Consider the following 18,555-nt stretch of genomic DNA (forward strand, 5'->3'; position numbering starts at 1 on the left):
GGATCGGCGTCACCTCGGCCTATCGGAGTACTCCTATTCTGCCGCGCTCGCGATCGCGTCAGCGTTTCGATTGGTGACGACGACCTTGATCGCGTCATCCACACGATCCCGCGCATATCTGAGCGCCGTCGGCAGATCGGCCAGCGGGAACGTATGCGTGTGGATCTTCGTCGCGTCGAAGCGCTTCTCCGCCATCAATGTCATTGCTCGGTGGGTCGCGCTGCGGCCCTCGCCACGGATGCCGTAGGCGTAGATGTTGTTCCTCACCAGATGCGCAATGTCCAACGTTGCGGCCGCGTGCGGAAAGGCGGCAAGGCAGATCTTGCCGCCGCGGTTGGTCATATGAATGGCCTGGTTGAGCGTCGCTTCGGTCCCGGCGCATTCGACGACGTAGTCTGCGCCGATCCCCCCGGTTAGTTGCCTCACAATTTGAACCGCGTCTTCATCGTTGATGTTGACGACGCGATCGGCCCCCAGTTCTTGCCCGATCGCCAGTCGCCTGTTGCGCGTTCCGGTCAAGATCACCGGGCTTGCCCCGAGCGCTTTGGCCACCGCGACCGCGAGCAGTCCGATCGGACCGGGGCCGATTACGACGACGCTCTCGCCCGCGACCAATCCCCCCAACTCCGTCAGTCCATACATGGACGTACCTGCTGTCACCACGAGCGTTGCCTCAGCGTCGCTCATGGTGTCGGGCACGCGCGCGAGCGTGTTGATGTGATTGACGGCATACCCAGCGAACCCACCGTCGGTCGTGAAGCCGTTGGCTCGATGTCCCTTTTCCGGTTTTCCATAGTTGAGGCATGACGTGTACATGCCCTGGCGGCAGCGTTTGCACTGGCCGCAGCCGGCGTGAATTTCAACGCTGACCCTTTCACCGATCCTGAACTCGTCAACGGCAGGGCCGAGTGCCGCGACCGTGCCCATATATTCATGGCCCGGCGTGAAATTCTTGTTGAAGGGGAGGCCACCCTGAATGCTCGCTGGTGAGCCGGAATGAATGATCTCCAGATCGGTCGCGCAGATCGCGACCGCGTCAATGCGGACCAACACCTCGGCGCGTGACGGGACCGGTGTCGGCTTTTCGCGAAGAATAAGTTTGTCCGGGTCGCCGAGAACCCAAGCCTGCATCTGATCCGGAATATGAAGATCGGGCGAGGTCGTGACGCCGGTGGGCTGGTACATACGCGCTTCCTCTTTTCGGCTTCCAGCCTAACGCAAAACGGCTCGCTGCTGTGAGCCTCCGATCGTGGCAGCCAATCCCCGCCACTTGCTGCACGGCAGCATATGCGTCGCAAAACCTTCATACGCGGCCTATACTTGGTCCGACGGTTGATGTTGAAGTCCTCCATGCATCCCCGTCGAACCGGAGCCTCCCATGAAGACCGCCCGCCTTGTCCTTGCCTTGCTGGCGCTGATGCTGATTGCGCCGTGGCAATCGGCCAGGGCGGCCGATGTCATCTGCTACAATTGCCCGCCTGAATGGGCCGACTGGGCTTCGATGCTCAAGGCTATCAAGGCCGACCTCAACTACGACATTCCGCATGACAACAAGAATTCCGGCCAGGCGCTCGCGCAAATCCTGGCGGAGAAGAGCAATCCGGTCGGCGATATCGGCTATTTCGGCGTTACCTTCGGAATGAAGGCCAAGGCGCAGGATGCGCTCGAGCCCTACAAGCCCGCCCACTGGGACCAGGTCCCCGCAGGTCTCAAGGACCCTGACGGCTACTGGACCACGATCCATTCCGGCACGCTCGGCCTGTTCGTGAACAAGGATGCGCTTGGCGGCAAGCCGGTGCCGGCCTGCTGGAAGGACCTGTTGAAGCCGGACTACAAGGGAATGGTCGGCTATCTCGACCCGTCGTCGGCGGCGGTTGGCTATGTCGGGGCCGTTGCGGTGAATCTCGCACTGGGGGGCTCACCCACCAACTTCGATCCCGCGATCAACTTCTTCAAGGAACTGCGCAAGAACGACCCGATCGTGCCGAAGCAGACGTCCTATGCCCGGGTGGTCTCGGGCGAAATGCCGATCCTGTTCGACTATGATTTCAACGCCTATCGCGCGAAATATTCGGAGAAGGGCAACTTCGAGTTTGTCATTCCCTGCGAGGGCTCGGTGGTGTTTCCCTATGTCGTCGGCCTCGTGAAGAACGCACCCGACAAGGAGAAGGCCAAGAAGGTGATAGATTATCTGCTGTCCGACAAGGGGCAGGCGATCTGGACCAATGCCTACCTGCGTCCGGCCCGCCCCATCGAGTTGCCGGCCGCCGTAAAGGGCAAATTCCTGCCCGATAGCGACTATGCCCGTGCCAAGAGCGTGGACTGGGGCGAGATGGAAAACGTGCAAAAAGCCTTCGTTGACCGCTATCTCGCAGAGGTCCGCTGAGGCAATATGGCTCCCCTCGCCGGGGCGCTATTCTCACAATGTCGCAAAAGTTATTCGTCTGGCTCTGTTTGCTGCCGCTTGCGGTCGTCACGACGGCGTTCTTCCTGCTGCCGATGGCACGACTGGTCGTCGTCGGTGCAGAGGGCGAGCATGGGCTCGCCGGTTACCTCGCCATTCTTGTTGAACCGCGCTATCGCGCCACGCTGATCAACACGGTTATCCTGGCGGCGGCAACCACGGTTGTCACGCTGATGGTGGCGACGATTGCCGGAATGTTCCTGCAGCGGCACCGCTTTCCCGGGCGGGCTGTCTTGATCGCGATGCTGACCTTTCCGTTGGCCTTTCCCGGGGTCGTTGTCGGCTTCATGATCATTCTGCTGGCCGGTCGGCAAGGGCTGCTCGGCGATCTGTCGGGCCGCCTGTTCGGTGAGAAGATCGTCCTGGCGTATTCGATCTATGGACTCTTCCTCGGCTATCTCTACTTCTCGATTCCGCGCGTGATCCTCACCATCATGGCGGCGGTGCAGAAGCTGGACGTCGGCCTCGAAGAGGCTGCACGTTCGCTTGGTGCCAGCCCGTGGGCGGTCCAGCGCGATGTCGTGCTGCCGGCGCTTGCACCGGCCTTCGTGGCGTCCGGTGCGATTGCCTTCGCAACGGCAATGGGCGCGTTCGGAACCGCCTTCACGCTGGCGACGAACATCGATGTGCTGCCGATGCTGATCTACACCGAGTTCACGCTGTCAGCGAATTTCGCGACATCGGCCGCATTGTCGGTTGGGCTCGGCTTGATCACCTGGCTGATCCTTGCGCTCGCCCGCTCGTTCAGCGGCAGCGCAGTCGCCGCGGCCGGGTGAAGCATGCGCGATCGCCTGATCTTCACCGGACAGCTCCTCTTTACTTTGCTCGTCGCGGCATTTCTGGTGGTGCCGGCGATGCTTTCGATTTCCGCCGGCGTCACCGTCAACTATTTCCGGGGCATTCAGTCCGGCGTAACCTTGCAATGGGTCGCGCAGGTCTGGGAGCTTTATGCCGGTACGATCCTGCTCTCGTTTGTGATTGCGTTTGCGACGCTTGCAGTCACGCTGATCGTCGGTGTTCCTGCAGCCTATGCGCTGCATGTGCGGGGCGGCCGGCTTGCGCGGATCGTCGAGGAGATCATCACGCTCCCGCTCGCGATCCCGGGCCTTGCAATCGCGCTGGCGCTGCTATTGACCTATGGGAGCTTCGGCAACTTCCGCCGCTCCTGGCTCTTCATTCTGGTCGGGCATGTGATCTTCACCATGCCGTTCATGGTCCGGTCGGTCATGGCTGTCTTTGCGACCTTGGACATCAAGACCCTTGATGAGGGGGCAGCCTCGCTTGGCGCCGCGCCATGGCGGCGGTTTTGCGATGTGATCGTCCCAAACGCCGTACCGGGAATCCTCGCCGGCGCCTTGATGGTGATCACGCTGTCGCTGGGCGAGTTCAACCTCACATGGATGCTGCATACGCCACTCACGAAGACGCTGCCGATTGGGCTTGCTGACAGTTACGCCTCGATGCGGCTGGAAGTGGCATCCGCCTATACCCTGATCTTCTTTGTGATGATCATTCCGCTCCTGGTCGCGATGCAACTGCTGGCCGACAGGGATCACAAGCGATGAGTACGGCTGGGCATGGTGCGGCAGTGCGGATCGAGGATTGCGGCAAAACCTTTGCCGACGGCACGCGCGCCCTCGATCCAGCCACCCTCGATATTGCGCGTGGCGAGACCCTGGTCCTGCTGGGGCCGTCTGGCTGCGGCAAGACCACAATGCTGCGCATCATCGCAGGCCTCGAGCTACCGGATCCCGGCGGCAAAGTTTTGTTCGACGGCAAGGACGTGACAGCCGTCGCGATAGAGCGACGCAATGTCGGGATGGTGTTTCAGTCCTATGCCCTGTTTCCCAACATGACTGTGGCGGACAACATCGGCTATGGCTTGAAGATCCGTGGTATCGCCAGGGAGGAACGCGCCGCGCGCGTTGCCGAACTGGTCGCTCTGACCAATATCACGGGATTGGAGAATCGCCGTATCGATCAGCTTTCCGGCGGCCAGCGCCAGCGCGTCGCATTGGCGCGTGCTGTGGCAATCCGGCCGGGCATATTGCTGCTGGATGAGCCGTTGACCGCCCTCGACGCGGCCTTGCGGGATCGACTGCGGGGCGAACTCAATCGGCTGCTGCGCGCGCTCGGAATCACGACGATCTATGTCACGCATGACCAGGCCGAGGCCATGGAATTGGGCGACCGCATCGTGGTGATGCGGAAGGGCGCGATCGCCCAGATCGGAACGCCGCGCGAGATCTACTTCGAGCCGAAGGATCGTTTCGTGGCGGAGTTCGTTGGAGCGGCAAACATTATTGAAGCTCCCGTGGACAAAGGAGAGTTGGTCCTGCCGGGTGGGCGATTGTCGATTGGAGTCGAATCGACGACGGCGAACGCCACCGTCATGACCCGCCCCGAAACCATCCGCGTGGTAGAGCCTGGAGCCGGATCGCTCGCCGGTATCATCGATTCCGTCAGCTTCATCGGTGATCGACAACGGCTGGTCGTGAGTGGTGCATCGAGCAAGTCGCTCAATGTGGACGCTCCCAACACAATTCAGGTGAAGGCGGGCGATCGGATTGGACTTTCGATCGCGCCCGAAGCCATTCGTCTGCTTCCGTCCGAAGATTGAGAAAATCGATGTTGTCGAAGCCCGTCCTGATCGCTCAGATCTCCGATCTTCACGTCAAACCCCCGGGAGCCCTGGCCTATGGCCGCGTCGATACTGCCAAGGCGCTCGAACGGTGCGTGGCGGCGCTGAACGCATTCGAGCCAGCACCAGATTTCGTGGTGATATCGGGTGACCTCGTCGATACGCCGACAGCCGAGGAATACGACTACCTCAAGCAATTGCTCGCGCCGCTCAAGCTTCCCTTTGCCGGAATTCCCGGTAATCACGACTCGCGTGAGTTGATGCGTGCCGCTTTCCCGGCTGCGCCTTATGTCCAGGCAACCGGCCCACTCGACCAGAAAATCGAGGTGCACGGACTTGATCTCCTGCTGCTGGATTCGAGCGTGCCCAGGAAACCCCATGGCACCCTAGAGGCGTCCACGCTGCAATGGCTCGACGCGACGCTGGCGGCGGCAGCAGATCGGCCGGCACTGCTCTTCCTGCATCACCCGCCATTCAAGGGTGGTATCTGGCACATGGATCAACAGGATCTGTTCAACGCAGATCAATTGGCCGAAATAGTCAGAAGTCACCCGCGCGCGAGGCTCATCGCGTGCGGGCACGTTCATCGCGCCATGCTGACGATCTTTGCCGGAGTTCCCGCCACGATATGTCCCGCGCCGAACCACGTCGTCGATCTCGACCTGGCGCAACTCCGAGGACCGTCCTTCAAGGTCGAACCGCCGGCGTTCCACATCCACGCCTGGTTTCCAGGCGAGAGCCTCGGGCGGGTTGTCACGCACCACGTTCCGATCGGCCAGTTCGATGGTCCGCATCCGTTCTTCGGTCCGGACGGCAAATTGCTATGAGATGATCGGGTGCGATCAACCCGCGGCGCTACGTCCGGGGCTGTTCACCTCGTTGCGCAGCATCGCCTGATGCATGTTACGAAGCTCGCGGACCGCTAGATCCAGGTCCGGCTCCGCATTCCGGATCACAGCGACAAACACTCCCATCAGCTCGGGATCGAGCTTTGCGCGAGTCATTCCATCGCGGCTCTTCTTCCGGTCCAGCGCACGCTGGATGGTTGCGGAGCGCGCGGTCTCCACGTCGCAGCCAATCATGTCGGCGATCTCGTGATAGGTCATCCAAATCTGCGGCATACTCTTTGCACTCCCCTTTTTGGGGAAAGACTGGCGGAAGTTGATGAATAGTGGGTTTCCTGCACCTGGTCGCCCGGGAGCACTGCATGCAAGGCTTTGTTCTTGGTTAAGCGTTGCTAAGCCGGGGAGGGGAGTGCTGCTTTCGGGTTGCCGGGATTTGCGGCTGGCGGGAGCTCTTGCGGGGAACCCTCCGTACTTCCGGTAGGCGATCAGGTCGCCAAATGCAGCGGTTTGATCGGAGAAAGGGGACATCAATCGATCGTCCTGCGACCACAGCGTGTGGCCATGGAATTAAACTACGATCACGTGTAGATTGGTTCTTCAGGCGATACATCACTCAAAGTTTCATAATTAGAATTAATTAATTTAAAATTGTATTTCGCGTACGCCCGGTACCGAATGGTGATGGCATCGGAGCTTTTGTTGCTGTAGGCCAGCGGCGGAGCTATAATCCCAGCTGCTCTCATTGATCGATGGCTCTGTCGGTGTCCACCGTGGTCGCGGGGCGATCTTACGCAACACAATTTTCTGGATGACGATGACCGGTGCGCCCATAGAAAGAACCGTCGGCGCGCCGCTGTTTTCGAGCAGCAAGCTGTCAGTGCTGCGCAAGCACCCCTATTTCGCCGATCTGGAGCCCGACGCTTTCGACCAGCTCTGCCGCTATGCCAAGCATATTACGCTGAAGCGTGGAACGACGATCTTCTCCAAGGGAGACCCAGGTACGAGCCTGATTGCGGTCATCTCCGGCACGGTCAAGATCAGTATCTCCTCGCCGGACGGTCGCAATGCGATCCTGAACCTGATCGAAGCGGGAGAGATATTTGGAGAGATCGCACTGCTCGATGGCTTGTCGCGGACGGCCGATGCCACTGCCAACAGTAATTGCGAGCTGTTCGTCATTGACCGGCGCGAATTCATCCCGTTTGTGCGCAGTCAGCCGACGCTGGCGATGAAGTTCATCGAACTGCTCTGTGCGAGATTGCGCTGGACCAGTGATCAGGTCGAGCAGGTCATCCTGCAGGACTTGCCCGGCCGTCTTGCCAGTGCGCTGCTGCGCCTGAGCGACAAGCACAAGAGCGCGCCACAGGGCCGTACCATCTCGATTACCCAGCAGGAGATCAGCGAGATGGTTGGCATGACGCGCGAGAGCATCAACAAGCAATTGCGCGTATGGGCGGCACGCGGCTGGGTCAGGCTCGAACATGGTGCGATCGTCGTGCTGAAGCCGGATGCGCTTCAGGAGTTGGTCGACGCCGGGTCGAACGACGGCGTATAGCCGCTTGGGCTGCATGACCAGCCAGCTACCTCACAAATCGGTGAACCGGACAAGCCTGTGAAGCCATTCACATTGGTTTGCTGTGCAATGCGGTAAGCGACGTTCGGGGATCTCATCCGCAATGTGGAGGAATCCATGCACGGCTCTTTCGACAAGCAACCGCAAGACGAGCAGAGCAACTACCATAGCTTCAGCATCAAGCTTGTCGCTCTGCCCGTGCTCGTCATCATTGCTTTGATCGGGATGTTGGTCAGTCACCCGGTGGCGGTCAAATGGATATCGGACGCCGCGCAGGCCGAGTTTGTCGGATCTGACTTCGGCGGCACCGATCCGGTGCCTGACGCTGCACGGCCGGCGCAAATGGCCCAGCCGAGCAACGGAATCCGCGCGGTGAGAGCCTACTGATCGAGGATACCGACGCCGCGCCGGTTGCGCGACGACGGCAATTGAGGTCGTTCAAGAATCCAGCATCCTCTCCTTACGCCGCAATGCCGAGCAATTTTGCGGCCGTATTGCCAAGAATGTTGGCCTTGTCGTCATTGCTCAGCGATGAGCAAGCAAAGATGTGGTCGACCGGCGCCAGTTGCCATGGATAGGGGTAATCGCTCCCCAGCACGATCTGCTCTGCCCCGACCTGGGCGGCGAGATGCTGGATCGCCTCGGGCGTGAAGATCAGCGAGTCGAAATAGATCTGCTTGAGATACTCGGTCGGTGTCTTCTTCAGCTTGATGTCGGGGTTGCATCCCTTTGGCCCGACCAGGCAGGGGTGATCCGAACGATCGGCGTACGAAGCCAGGTAGCCGCCGCCATGTGCCGCGATGACCTTAAGGCCCGGGAATCGGTCGAAGGTGCCCTCGAAGATCAGATGAGAGAGCGCGATCGTGGTCTCGAGCGGATTTCCGATCGTGTTACCGAGCCAGCCATTGCCTGAGAGCCGCTTGTTGAGTTCCGGCACGCCTTGCGGATGAATGAACAGGGGAACGCCGAGTTCCTCGGCCTTGGCCCATACCGGATGAAATTTCGAATCGGAGAATTCGACGCCATCGACAACGCCGCCGATCGCCGCGCCCTTCAGTCCCTGCCTCTTGACCGCGATCTCAAGCTCCTGGACGGCGAGATCCGGTGCCTGCAGCGTCAGCGAAGCGAAGGCCGCGAACCGGTCAGGCTTTGAGGCGCAAAGCTCGGCCAGCTTCTCGTTCTGGATCTTGACGATCTGTCCGGCGAGGTCGCGGTTCCGATCGTACCAGAACGGGTTGATTGAGAGCACCTCCATATCGACAGCTTGCGCGTCCATCACAGCGAGGCGCTTGTCGATTTCGACAAAGGCTTCGGCCGCGCCGTTGACCGGCGGCAGCTGCAGTTTGCCGGCATCGGCCCCGAGCAGCGCGCCCGCCTCCCGGAAATGGCAGTGCGAGTGAATATCGATGGTCTTGACGCGTTTGCCGCTGACTGTGACCGGCAATGTCTGGCGCGGTTGTTGTGCATAAGCGTCGTGCACGAGCCCGCAGCTGCAAAACACGATGCCGGTGGCAGCTGCTACTCCTGCTTTCAGGAAATCTCGCCTTGTGGTCATGACGACAGCCTCCCTTGTTCTTGTTTGTTGTGGGAGGCAGGGTAGGGATGCGGGAAGGCGGTCGCAAGGTTACACCCTGCGCGTGTCGCGCAATCCTGATCTGATCAAACCGGCTTGATCCCCGCCTTCATAATGACATCACGCCATTTCGGCACTTCATCCGCGATGCGTTTGCGCATGCCATCGGGGCCGTTTGCAAGCACTTCGAAGCCGTCATTGCGCAGCTGCTCGGCAATCCCTGGCGTCTTCAGAATCTCGATCGACTTGGTCGACAGTCGCTCGACGATGGACATTGGCGTGATCGCGGGCGCGAGAAATCCCTGGAACGTGTCGGTGATGAAGTCGGCGTAGCCCAACTCGATCATCGTGGGCACATCGGGCAGGTCGAACCATCGGTGGGGGCCAGTGACAGCGAGCGCCTTCAACGCTCCGGACTCGATGTGCGGGTGCGCGGGCGGGAGTGCAGCAAAGGTCACCTGGGTTGTTCCGCTCAGGAGCGCCTGGATTGCCGGACCGGCGCCGGAGAACGGAACATGCGTCATCTCTACGTTGGCGACGATCTTGAACAACTCACCCGAAAGGTGCGGCGTCGTCCCGAGGCCGGGGCTGGCATAGTTCAACTCGTCCGGATGGGCCTTTGCGCGTGCGATCAGGTCGGCGACCGAATTGATTCCCAGCTTTGCATTGACCAGGATCACATTGGGTGAGGTGCCAAGCTCGGCAATTGCTGCAAAGTCTTTGAAAGGGTCGTAGGGGATTTTGGCGTACAGGCCGGGATTGACGACATAGGCGCTCGACGTGATCAGCAGCGTATGGCCATCCGGCTCGGCATGGGCCGCGATGCCAATCCCGATATTGCCGCCGCCGCCGGGGCGGTTCTCGATCACGATGGTGCCCTTCAGGGCTTCTCCGAGGTGGGTGCCGAGAATGCGGGCCATGATGTCGGTCGGTCCGCCCGGAGCGAAAGGCACAATGATCTTGACCGGACGTTCCGGATAGTCCGCTGCGTCAGCTTGCGATGCCAGGCCAGCAGTCGCGACCGCAGCGGCGAGCGCGCCCCCAGCGCTCAGGACTGCGCGGCGTGAGGGATAGGCCGACTGTCTGCCTGTCATCAGGTTCCTCCCGCCTCATCACGACGTTACAAGCCGAATACTGCGACCGCCCGGATCGGGGACGCGGTTCCCTCGCGCCACTTCATCGGCAGGCCGATGAAGGTAAACTGCCCCTGTCCAAGCAATGCCTCTAGATTGCACAGGCTCTCGATATGGGTGATGTCGAGGTCGAGGCAGATCTTGTGAACAAGCAGGTTCACATCACTGTCGGGGCCCGGGCGCATCGAGTCGATGCCGAAATGAACGATGCCCTGTCGTGCGAGCCATTCGGTCGCCGCGACATTCATTCCGGAATTGTCGGTGGAGTACTCCTTGCGCGGAAACGTCCGCGCGTGGTGACCGGTACAGAGCAGAACGGTGCCGCCCTTCGGCACCGGTGCGCCGGCCGTCTTCACAGCGGCTTCGAGATCGGAAGGGGTGATTTCGGCGCGTGGCGCAATGTGGCGAAGATCAAGACAGATGCCGGGAACAATACACTTCTCGAGCGGATATTCATTGATCGGTATTCCGCTCGGGCCGAAATGCCGGGGAGCGTCGATGTGGGTGCCCCCGTGATCAGGCATCGAAATGAACATCGATGCCAATCCGTAGACGTTTCTGGATTCCACGAAGGCTTCTTCATGGGTCTTCCATGTCCCGTGGATGACTGGTGGATGGCCGGGATAGCTCGGGGTGCGGTGATAGAGCTCTCGGCTCAGGTCGACGATCCTCACGGCTTGTGCCCTTTCTTGACGGAGCTGGCGCGAGCGCGCTTCTGGCGGCAATGCTGACGCGTTTGCCGCAGTTCCGCAAGATGCGTGACGCGCTCAGTGCAGAACGTGGAGCTGCCGAGGCAGCCACAGCGAGATTTCCGGCAGATAGGTCACGCACATCAGGACAAAGAACATCACGGCGTAGAACGGCCAGATCTTGCGCATGACCTGTTCGATCGTGACCTTGCCGACCGCGCAGCCGACAAAGAGGATCGAGCCGACCGGTGGATGGCACAGGCCGATGCCGAGATTGAGCAGCATGATCATGCCGAAGTGGACCGGATCGACGCCGAAATTCTTCATCACCGGCAGCAGGATAGGTGTTGCGATCAAGATCGACGGCGCCATATCGACGAGCGTGCCGAGCACCAGCAGCAGGACGTTGATCAGAAGCAGGATGACGTATTTGTTGTCGGAGATCGACAGAAAGAACGCCGTCATCTTGGCCGGCATCTGGGTCAGCGCCATGATGTAGCCGACGCTGGACGCGCAGGCGATCAGGGTCAGGACCATCGCCACCGTGCGCAGCGTGCGGTGCAGGAGCACGGGCAGGTCGCGCCAGCGATAGTCGCGATAGACGAACATGGTCACGAAGAACGCCCAGATGCAGGCGACGGCCCCGGCCTCGATTGCGGTGAAGATGCCGCCCAGAATGCCGCCGAGGATAATGACCAGCGTGATCAGCCCCCAGGCGGCATCAATCGTAATCCGGATCGCATCCCTGGCGGGCACGATTTGACCCTGCGGATGTTTCTCACGGTAGGCGATGGCCAGGCAAAGAATGATCAGCGAGAATCCCAGCAAGAGGCCGGGGAAGACGCCCGCCATGAACAAGGCACTGATCGAGATGGTACCGCCGGTGGCAAGCGAATACAGCACGGCGTTGTGGCTCGGCGGCACCAGCAAGGCCTGAACTGACGAGGTGATCGTCAGATTGGTGGCGAAGACGCGTGGATAGCCGTTCTTCTCCATCTGCGGGATCATCACCGATCCGATCGCGGATGTATCGGCGACGGCCGAGCCTGAAATGCCGCTCAAAAACGTCGTCGCAAGTACGTTCACGATCGAGAGGCCACCGCGCAGGCGCGTGAAGCCGACCAGTACATCCGCAAACGCGACGAGCCGTCGCGCCATGCCGCCTTCCGCCATGATCGCGCCGGCCAGCACGAAGAATGGGATTGTCAGCATCGCAACCTTGCTGACGCCATCCGATATCTTGAGCATCACCGCCTCCAGTGGAATGCCGATCCACAGCGCACCGGCGATCGCCGCCATCGCCAGCGAATAGGCGATCGGCATGCCAATCAGGAAGCAGAGAAGCATCGTCGCGAGCAGAACGAAGATATCCATGATGGCTTCTCTCGATCAGTCGATGGACATTTCGGGATGCTGTCCGATCGGGTCGGGCGGTGCGCCAAGAAAAATCCGCTCGATGATGAACAGCAGCAAGCAAGCGCCGCCGACCGGGATCGGCAGATATGTGATGCCAACCGAGAGGAATGGGAAATCGGCAATCGTGTTGTGCCAGGTCACGTCGACGAGACGCCATCCCCAGATGATCATGAAGAGCGCGATCAATCCCATCAGGAGCTGCACGATCAGGTCCACCAGAGACCGAAACGGGTCCGGCAGCTTGTTGGCGAAGTAGCCAACGTTCATGTGCAGGTTGAGCCGATACCCTGCGGCCGCGCCGATGAACGTCACGACGATGGTCAGCAGGACCGCAAGGGGTTCCGGCCACGACGCTGCACTGTTCAGGACATAGCGCGTAAATACCGCCCATGGGATCACGGCTGAAATCAGCACCAGCGCGATGCTGCCCGTGACGACGCATGCAAGATACAGAAAATCCATCGCCTGGCGATACGATCCGGCCATGTTCATTCCCCGTGCAACGCCATATCAGGCTGACTGGATGCGATCGATCATGTCCTGGTATTTCGGACCGTACTTGTTCCATACTGGCTTGACCGCGTTCTGGAACGGCGTCTTGTCGGCAATCTCGACGATCTCACACCCGGCGGCCTTGGCCTTTTCCATCGCTTGCTGCTCATACTTGTTCCAGAGCCCGCGCTCTTCCATCTGCGCTTCGCGAGCAAGCTTCTTGATCAGTGCCTGATCGTCGGTCGAAAGCGCGGTCCAGGCTCTCTTCGAGAACACCAGCAGTTCGGGAACGACCAGGTGTTCGGTGAGCGAGAAATACTTCGCGGCGGTGTAATGGTTGCTGAAGACGTAGCTCGGTGGATTGTTTTCGGCGCCATCGATCACCCCGGTTTGCAGCGCGCTGAACACCTGATCATAACCCATCGCGACGCCGTTGCCGCCGAGCGCGTTCATCATGTCGATGAAGATCGGGTTGCCAATCACGCGGAATTTCAGGCCCTTCAGGTCCTCGATCGTCTTGATCGATCGTTTGGTGTTGTAGAGGCTGCGCGCGCCGGAATTCATCCAGCACAGCGCGACCAGTCCGGCGTTGGCGTTGGCTGTGATCTTGTCGAGCAGCTCCTGTCCGATCGGGCCGTCCATCATCTTTTCGGCATGCGCCATGCTCTTGAACAGGAAAGGCATGTTGACGACGTTGATGTCGTCGACGATCGGACCGATCGATCCCGCGCTGACGCGCAGCATCTGGATCGCACCGATCTGGGTCTGTTCGATGGTTTCCTTCTCGCCGCCGAGCTGCATCGACGGAAACATCTGTACTGAGAGGCGGCCATTGGTGGCGGCCTCGAGTTTCTTGCCGAAGTTTTCGGTCGCGACCACGGTCGGGTAGCCCGGAGGCTGGACGTCGGACGCCTTGAAAATTGCTTTCGATTGGGCGCGAGCCGGTGCCAATGACGTCGCCACTGCCGCGCCAAGACCTGTGCTCATAAGACCCGCACTCATCTTGATGAAGTCGCGACGGCCCAGCCTCGCAACGCCGCGTTGCGATTGACGTGCACTGTCCATGTCATTTCCTTCCCTGAATGCCGTGCCGGGTTCCGGCTGCGGTCGTGTCTGTTAGCTGCGCTGGTCGAAAAGCTCCGGATTGTTGTGTCGTGCGGCCGAGATGTCGACGAGAAGCCGTTCGAGATGCCTGACCATCGCGGCTCCGGCAGCAGCGGGATTCCGCGCTTCGATCGCAGCCATGATAGCCTCGTGCTCGGCGATCACCTCGGCCATCCGCCCGCGTTGCGGCAGGGTGAGGCGTCGGAAGCGGTCAACGTGGACCTTGACCTGGAGGATCAGCTTCCAGATGCCCGGATGCCCGGCGATGTCGGCGATGGTGGCGTGAAACGCCTCATCGGCCTGGTGAAATGCCTCGCGATCTCCCGCGACAGCGGCCTCGCGCTGGCGCTCGAGGATGGAATGGAGGCTGAGGATCTGGCTTGCACTGGCCCGCTCGGTTGCCATGCGCGTCGTGGTTTCTTCCAGCGACCTCCTGACAATGATCGCCTCGGGGAGTGCGGCCAGCGGGATGCGGGAAACGAGGATGCCCGATTGCGGGAAGATCTCGACCAGGCCTTCATCCGATAATCTCAGGATGGCTTCGCGCACCGGCGTCCGGCTGACGCCGTAGGACAGGGCGATTTCGGCTTCCAGGATCGGATCGCCCGGTCGGCGCAGAAGTGAGACCAACTCTGCGCGAAGGTCGGCATAAATGCGCGCCGCTGCCGTCGCCGTGCGCGGCCGGCCGGATCGCCTGTGGCTGGCCGGGGAGCGATGCTCGGACTTGTTCGGCGCGCGCACGGGTATCTCTGCTCCCCAGATTAATATATTAGTATATGAAGTGTAGTTCGAACGCAAACCCGGGATGGGTATCCCCGGTGCTTTGCCGCTGAAGGGAGTTTTGACGTGACCGACTATCGCAAGCTGTTTGATCTCACCGGCAAGACCGCCGTTGTGCTTGGCGCAGCCTCAGGGATTGGCAGGTCCTCGGCCGAGGCATTGGCGTCGCTGGGTGCACGCGTGTTGTGTGCCGACCGCACGCAGGATGGCGCGGACGCAACTGCCGCCGCAATTCGGGAGCAGGGCGGATCGGCCACTGCAGCAAGGTGTGACGCGGCCGATCGCAAAGATGTCGAGGCTCTGGCGGCGAAGGCGCTCGCAGAATTTCAACGCATCGACATCGCTGTCACGACGCCGGGGCTGAACATCCGCAAGACCATCCTTGATTACACCGACGAGGATCTTGACCGGGTCATCACTCTGAACATCAAGGGCACCGTGTGGTTCTTCCAGGCCTTCGGCCGCATCATGGTCAAGCAGCAAGCTGGCAGCCTGATCGCCTGTTCCTCGGTGCGTGCGGTCACCATCGAGCCGGGGCTTGCCGTCTACGGCTCGACCAAGGCGGCGATCGGGCTCTTGGTGAAAGGCTTCGCGTCCGAAGTCGGGCGTTCCGGTGTCCGCGTCAACGCGATCGCGCCGAGCATCGCCGAGACCGCGCTGACCGGGCCATTCAAGCAGCGGCCGGACATCTACAATCTCTATGCCGGACACACCGTATTCAACCGCTGGAGCAGCGCGGACGAAGTGGCGACTGCGGTCGCTTATTTGGCATCGGACGCCGCAAGCTATGTCAGCGGCAGCACACTGTTCGTCGACGGTGGCTGGACCGCAGTCGATGGGCCGCCGACAGGTCTGACCCAGTTGGCGGGTTAGGCCGTAACACGCGCCTCTGTTATGCGACGAAACCTGCTCGGCTGCGAAGCTCCCGCGCGTCCGTTGACGTCAGCAGCGTGATCAACCGTTGCGCTTGCGGCGCGAGGGACGCGCGCGTCGCCACGGCCGCCGTATACATGGTCGCGAGCTCACATCCCGGCGGCAACGCGCCCGACAGCACCACGCCTTCGGTGTTGATGATCTCGGTCGATTGCGTGCAGCCAATCGGCCGATGGGCATCGGACTCGGCCAGATGTCGCATCGCGGTGGCACCGTTTGGAAACACCCTCAGCCGGTCGACGACGTCGTTGTCGATGCCAAGCTGCGCGAGAACCTTGGCGACGTGAATTCCAGCGGTCGATGCCTTGGTGTCCGGCACAAAGATCGCGTCCGAGGCCAGCATCGCATTACGCAGGCTGGCGGCGTCGGTCACTTTCACCAGCGGATCGCCGGTGCGAACGGCGAGGGCGGTTTCAACCCGGCCGATGTCTGTGATCGAACCGCGTAAAATCAGCCCCTCGTCCGCGAGCCTCGTGACCAATGCGGCGGTCAGGATGACGATGTCGGCCGGCACTCCCGCACGCAATTTGTCGGCCATGACGCCGACCGCGCCGAACTCGCCGGCAATGTCGAGGCCGGTCTCGGCCTCGAACGCCGGCCCAAGCTTGCCAACCAGGCCGTGTGCCGCGCCGCCGCTCAGGATGTTCAGGATCGTCATCTGCTCGATTCCATGGTTGCGGTCGTGGTTGGCCTCGTCGCCAGGTGCTACTGGGTTTTGTCCAATCCTTTGACGACCGCAGCCCATTTCACAATATCGGCGCGCAGGAATTTGTCGAACGCCTCCGACGACATCTCCATTGGTGATGCGCCCTGGGTGGCCCAGAGCGTCTCGACTTCCGGCCGTTTGATCGCCGCGTTCACAGCGGCATTGAGCTTGTCGATGATCGGCTTCGGCGTACCTGCCGGCGCCATGAGGCCGAGCCAGATCGTCGCCTCGTAACCGGGAACGCCGGCCTCGATCACCGTTGGGACGTTGGGCAGCACGGTCGAGCGCGTCTTGCCGGTGGTGGCGAGCGCGCGGACCTGGTTTCCATCAACGTTCGGCGCCATCGCCGGAACTGCATCGATCATCATCTGGACCTGACCGCCGATCACGCCGCTGCGCGCTTCACCGCTGTTGCGATAGGGCACGTGCACGATGTCGATTCCGGCCATGGCTTTGAATAACTCGCCTGCCATGTGGTACGGCGTGCCTTGGCCTGACGATGCATAATTCAGCTTCCCGGGCTGCGATTTCGCAAGCGCGATGAACTCCTGCAGGGTCTTTGCCTGCACCGCCGGGGCAACCACGATCACGAGATCGGAATAGTTCAGCGGCGCGATCGGCGCCAAGTCCCGCATCAGTTCGTATTTGCGTTGCGGCACCAGCGATTCATTCGCGGTCTGGGTATTCGACATCATGAGCAGCGTGTAGCCGTCGGCGGGCGCCTTCGCGACCTCGAGCGTGCCGATCACGCCACCGGCGCCGGTACGGTTCTCGACCACGAAGGGCTGGCCGAGGTTTTCCTGCAGAATGCTGCCGATCTGTCGCGCGACCACGTCGGCTGGTCCGCCAGGGCCAAAGGGAACAATGATCCTGACCGGGCGCGCGGGATAATCTTCGGCTTGTGCGCGTGCGCCTGGGATCGACACGGTCAGCAGCGCCGCGACAAGCCCCAGTGCGTACCGTAAGCCCGCCATTGATCTTCTCCCTCGACTTTAGTCTTGTTTCTTGATTGGAAGTCTAGCTGCAACGTGAAGCGGCTGTCGACGACAGACTCCGTCTCTCGCATCGGAATAAAAGACGGGAAGCGGTGTACCCAATTTCGCCATCAAACGCGGGAAATCATATGAGGAAACATCTCGGGCTGTCGCGCCGCGATGTGATGAAGGGCACCGGTGCGGTGCTTGTCAGTACCGCCTTTTCGACACGCGTGATGGCTGCAGCGCCTGCCGCCGAACCGGTCACGCCGGCGTTGATCGACGCAGCGACAAAGGAAGGCCAGGTGATCTACTATACCTCGACCGACCTGCCGGTCGCGGAGAAACTGGCAAAGGCGTTCGAGACGAAATATCCAGGCATTGCGGTGCGCGTCGAGCGCACCGGTGCGGAGCGCGTCTTCCAGCGCATCGGCCAGGAATACGCCAGCAACATTCATGCGGTCGACGTGGTCAACTCATCCGACGCGGCGCATTTCATCGTCTGGAAGCGGGACGGCATTCTCTTGCCTTACGTTCCCGAGGAGGTCGCAAAATTCTATCCGGATGAGCACCGCGATGCGGACGGCCAGTTCGCAAGCTTCCGGGTCTGGCTTTCGATCATCGCCTACAACACCAATCTGGTGAAGGCGGAGGAGGCGCCGAAGAGCTTTGCCGATCTGCTCGATCCCAAATGGAAGGGCAAGATCGTCAAGGGGCATCCCGGCTACAGCGGCACCATCATGACCGCGACCTATCAGATGCAGCGCGATCTCGGCTGGAGCTATTTCGAGCAGCTCGCAAAACAGAATATCATGCAGGTGCAGTCTTCGACGGATCCGCCCAAGAAGCTTGATCTCGGCGAGCGCGCAGTGATGGCCGATGGCAACGAATACAACATTTTTCAGATGAAGGAGTCGGGCCGACCGGTCGAGCCGGTCTATGCCACCGAAGGATCTCCGATCATTGTCGGGCCGAACGGAATCTTCAAGGATTGCCCGCATCCGAACGCTGCAAGGCTGTTTCAGTCGTTCGCGCTCGGGCGCGAGGCGCAGCAACTGAACATTGACGTTGGGGGCCTTCGGTCCGTCCACGCACAGGTCCAGGAAAAGGCCGGACGGAAGCCCCTGAAGGACATCAAGACGATGAAGGATGACCCTGCGGCCGTGGAGCGGGAAGGGGAATCGATCAAGTCGCGTTACACCCGCATCTTCCGCGTTTGACCGGGGCGATCC

General features: G+C 60.9%; 20 protein-coding genes. 9 read left to right on the forward strand and 11 right to left on the reverse strand.

The genetic code is table 11. The features are described 5' to 3' along the window. Positions 1–33 precede the first annotated feature (33 nt). Positions 34–1,185 carry a zinc-dependent alcohol dehydrogenase gene (locus UP10_RS39675; protein ID WP_044592590.1) on the reverse strand — a complete coding sequence of 384 codons (1,152 nt, stop codon included), beginning with the start codon at positions 1,183–1,185 and terminating at the stop codon, positions 34–36. 193 nt (positions 1,186–1,378) lie between these two features. Here UP10_RS39675 and UP10_RS39680 point away from each other — a divergent pair, with 193 nt between their 5' ends. The 5 genes from UP10_RS39680 to UP10_RS39700 are packed head-to-tail and all read left to right on the forward strand — an operon-like array spanning position 1,379 to position 5,932. Further along, positions 1,379–2,386, forward strand: coding sequence for an ABC transporter substrate-binding protein (locus UP10_RS39680; RefSeq protein WP_044592591.1), 1,008 nt, complete (start codon positions 1,379–1,381; stop codon positions 2,384–2,386). Positions 2,387–2,424: 38 nt separating this feature from the next. Further along, positions 2,425–3,240, forward strand: a complete 816-nt coding sequence (locus UP10_RS39685) for an ABC transporter permease (RefSeq protein WP_044592592.1) — start codon at positions 2,425–2,427, stop codon at positions 3,238–3,240. Positions 3,241–3,243: 3 nt separating this feature from the next. Further along, complete coding sequence (locus tag UP10_RS39690; RefSeq protein WP_044592593.1) at positions 3,244–4,029, forward strand: ABC transporter permease; 786 nt, start codon at positions 3,244–3,246, stop codon at positions 4,027–4,029. Then, positions 4,026–5,084, forward strand: coding sequence for an ABC transporter ATP-binding protein (locus tag UP10_RS39695; RefSeq protein WP_044592594.1), 1,059 nt, complete (start codon positions 4,026–4,028; stop codon positions 5,082–5,084). The genes UP10_RS39690 and UP10_RS39695 overlap by 4 nt, the downstream gene beginning before the upstream one ends. Positions 5,085–5,092: 8 nt before the next feature. Further along, positions 5,093–5,932: a phosphodiesterase gene (locus UP10_RS39700; RefSeq protein WP_044592595.1), complete on the forward strand. Its 840-nt coding sequence runs from the start codon at positions 5,093–5,095 to the stop codon at positions 5,930–5,932. 15 nt (positions 5,933–5,947) lie between these two features. On the opposite strand, the gene UP10_RS39705 is transcribed toward UP10_RS39700, so the two are convergent. Further along, positions 5,948–6,211, reverse strand: a complete 264-nt coding sequence (locus UP10_RS39705; RefSeq protein ID WP_245322186.1) for a hypothetical protein — start codon at positions 6,209–6,211, stop codon at positions 5,948–5,950. A 553-nt stretch (positions 6,212–6,764) separates the two neighbouring features. Between UP10_RS39705 and UP10_RS39710 the strand changes: the two genes are divergently transcribed. Both UP10_RS39710 and UP10_RS39715 read left to right on the forward strand, forming a co-directional pair. Further along, positions 6,765–7,505 (forward strand): Crp/Fnr family transcriptional regulator, encoded by a 741-nt coding sequence (locus UP10_RS39710; protein ID WP_044592623.1) that lies wholly within the window; start codon positions 6,765–6,767, stop codon positions 7,503–7,505. A 123-nt stretch (positions 7,506–7,628) separates the two neighbouring features. Further along, positions 7,629–7,910, forward strand: a complete 282-nt coding sequence (locus UP10_RS39715; RefSeq protein WP_156180717.1) for a hypothetical protein — start codon at positions 7,629–7,631, stop codon at positions 7,908–7,910. 73 nt (positions 7,911–7,983) lie between these two features. Here UP10_RS39715 and UP10_RS39720 read toward each other — a convergent pair whose 3' ends face one another. The 7 genes from UP10_RS39720 to UP10_RS39750 all read right to left on the reverse strand — a co-directional run bounded on the left by UP10_RS39720 (position 7,984) and on the right by UP10_RS39750 (position 14,677). Then, positions 7,984–9,078: an amidohydrolase family protein gene (locus UP10_RS39720; RefSeq protein WP_044592598.1), complete on the reverse strand. Its 1,095-nt coding sequence runs from the start codon at positions 9,076–9,078 to the stop codon at positions 7,984–7,986. A gap of 104 nt (positions 9,079–9,182) precedes the next feature. After that, entirely contained in the window at positions 9,183–10,190 is a 1,008-nt protein-coding gene (locus tag UP10_RS39725) for a Bug family tripartite tricarboxylate transporter substrate binding protein (RefSeq protein ID WP_050044044.1), read from the reverse strand. A 26-nt stretch (positions 10,191–10,216) separates the two neighbouring features. Next, complete coding sequence (locus UP10_RS39730; protein WP_044592600.1) at positions 10,217–10,903, reverse strand: cyclase family protein; 687 nt, start codon at positions 10,901–10,903, stop codon at positions 10,217–10,219. 93 nt (positions 10,904–10,996) lie between these two features. Next, complete coding sequence (locus tag UP10_RS39735; protein ID WP_044592601.1) at positions 10,997–12,292, reverse strand: TRAP transporter large permease; 1,296 nt, start codon at positions 12,290–12,292, stop codon at positions 10,997–10,999. 15 nt (positions 12,293–12,307) lie between these two features. Then, positions 12,308–12,820 carry a TRAP transporter small permease gene (locus tag UP10_RS39740; protein WP_044592624.1) on the reverse strand — a complete coding sequence of 171 codons (513 nt, stop codon included), beginning with the start codon at positions 12,818–12,820 and terminating at the stop codon, positions 12,308–12,310. A gap of 24 nt (positions 12,821–12,844) precedes the next feature. Next, positions 12,845–13,891, reverse strand: coding sequence for a TRAP transporter substrate-binding protein (locus UP10_RS39745; RefSeq protein ID WP_245322187.1), 1,047 nt, complete (start codon positions 13,889–13,891; stop codon positions 12,845–12,847). 51 nt (positions 13,892–13,942) lie between these two features. Continuing rightward, positions 13,943–14,677, reverse strand: a complete 735-nt coding sequence (locus UP10_RS39750) for a GntR family transcriptional regulator (protein ID WP_044592626.1) — start codon at positions 14,675–14,677, stop codon at positions 13,943–13,945. A 99-nt stretch (positions 14,678–14,776) separates the two neighbouring features. Here UP10_RS39750 and UP10_RS39755 point away from each other — a divergent pair, with 99 nt between their 5' ends. Then, positions 14,777–15,583: an SDR family NAD(P)-dependent oxidoreductase gene (locus UP10_RS39755; RefSeq protein ID WP_044592602.1), complete on the forward strand. Its 807-nt coding sequence runs from the start codon at positions 14,777–14,779 to the stop codon at positions 15,581–15,583. A 19-nt stretch (positions 15,584–15,602) separates the two neighbouring features. Here UP10_RS39755 and UP10_RS39760 read toward each other — a convergent pair whose 3' ends face one another. Beyond that, positions 15,603–16,301: a molybdate ABC transporter substrate-binding protein gene (locus tag UP10_RS39760; RefSeq protein WP_044592603.1), complete on the reverse strand. Its 699-nt coding sequence runs from the start codon at positions 16,299–16,301 to the stop codon at positions 15,603–15,605. A gap of 47 nt (positions 16,302–16,348) precedes the next feature. After that, entirely contained in the window at positions 16,349–17,323 is a 975-nt protein-coding gene (locus UP10_RS39765) for a Bug family tripartite tricarboxylate transporter substrate binding protein (RefSeq protein WP_044592604.1), read from the reverse strand. 149 nt (positions 17,324–17,472) lie between these two features. On the opposite strand from UP10_RS39765, the gene UP10_RS39770 reads away from it, so the two are divergent. Next, complete coding sequence (locus tag UP10_RS39770) at positions 17,473–18,543, forward strand: ABC transporter substrate-binding protein (protein ID WP_044592605.1); 1,071 nt, start codon at positions 17,473–17,475, stop codon at positions 18,541–18,543. Positions 18,544–18,555: the final 12 nt, after the last annotated feature.

The sequence above is a fragment of the Bradyrhizobium sp. LTSPM299 genome, from assembly GCF_000938235.1.
In the GTDB taxonomy this organism is placed as follows: Bacteria; Pseudomonadota; Alphaproteobacteria; order Rhizobiales; family Xanthobacteraceae; genus Bradyrhizobium.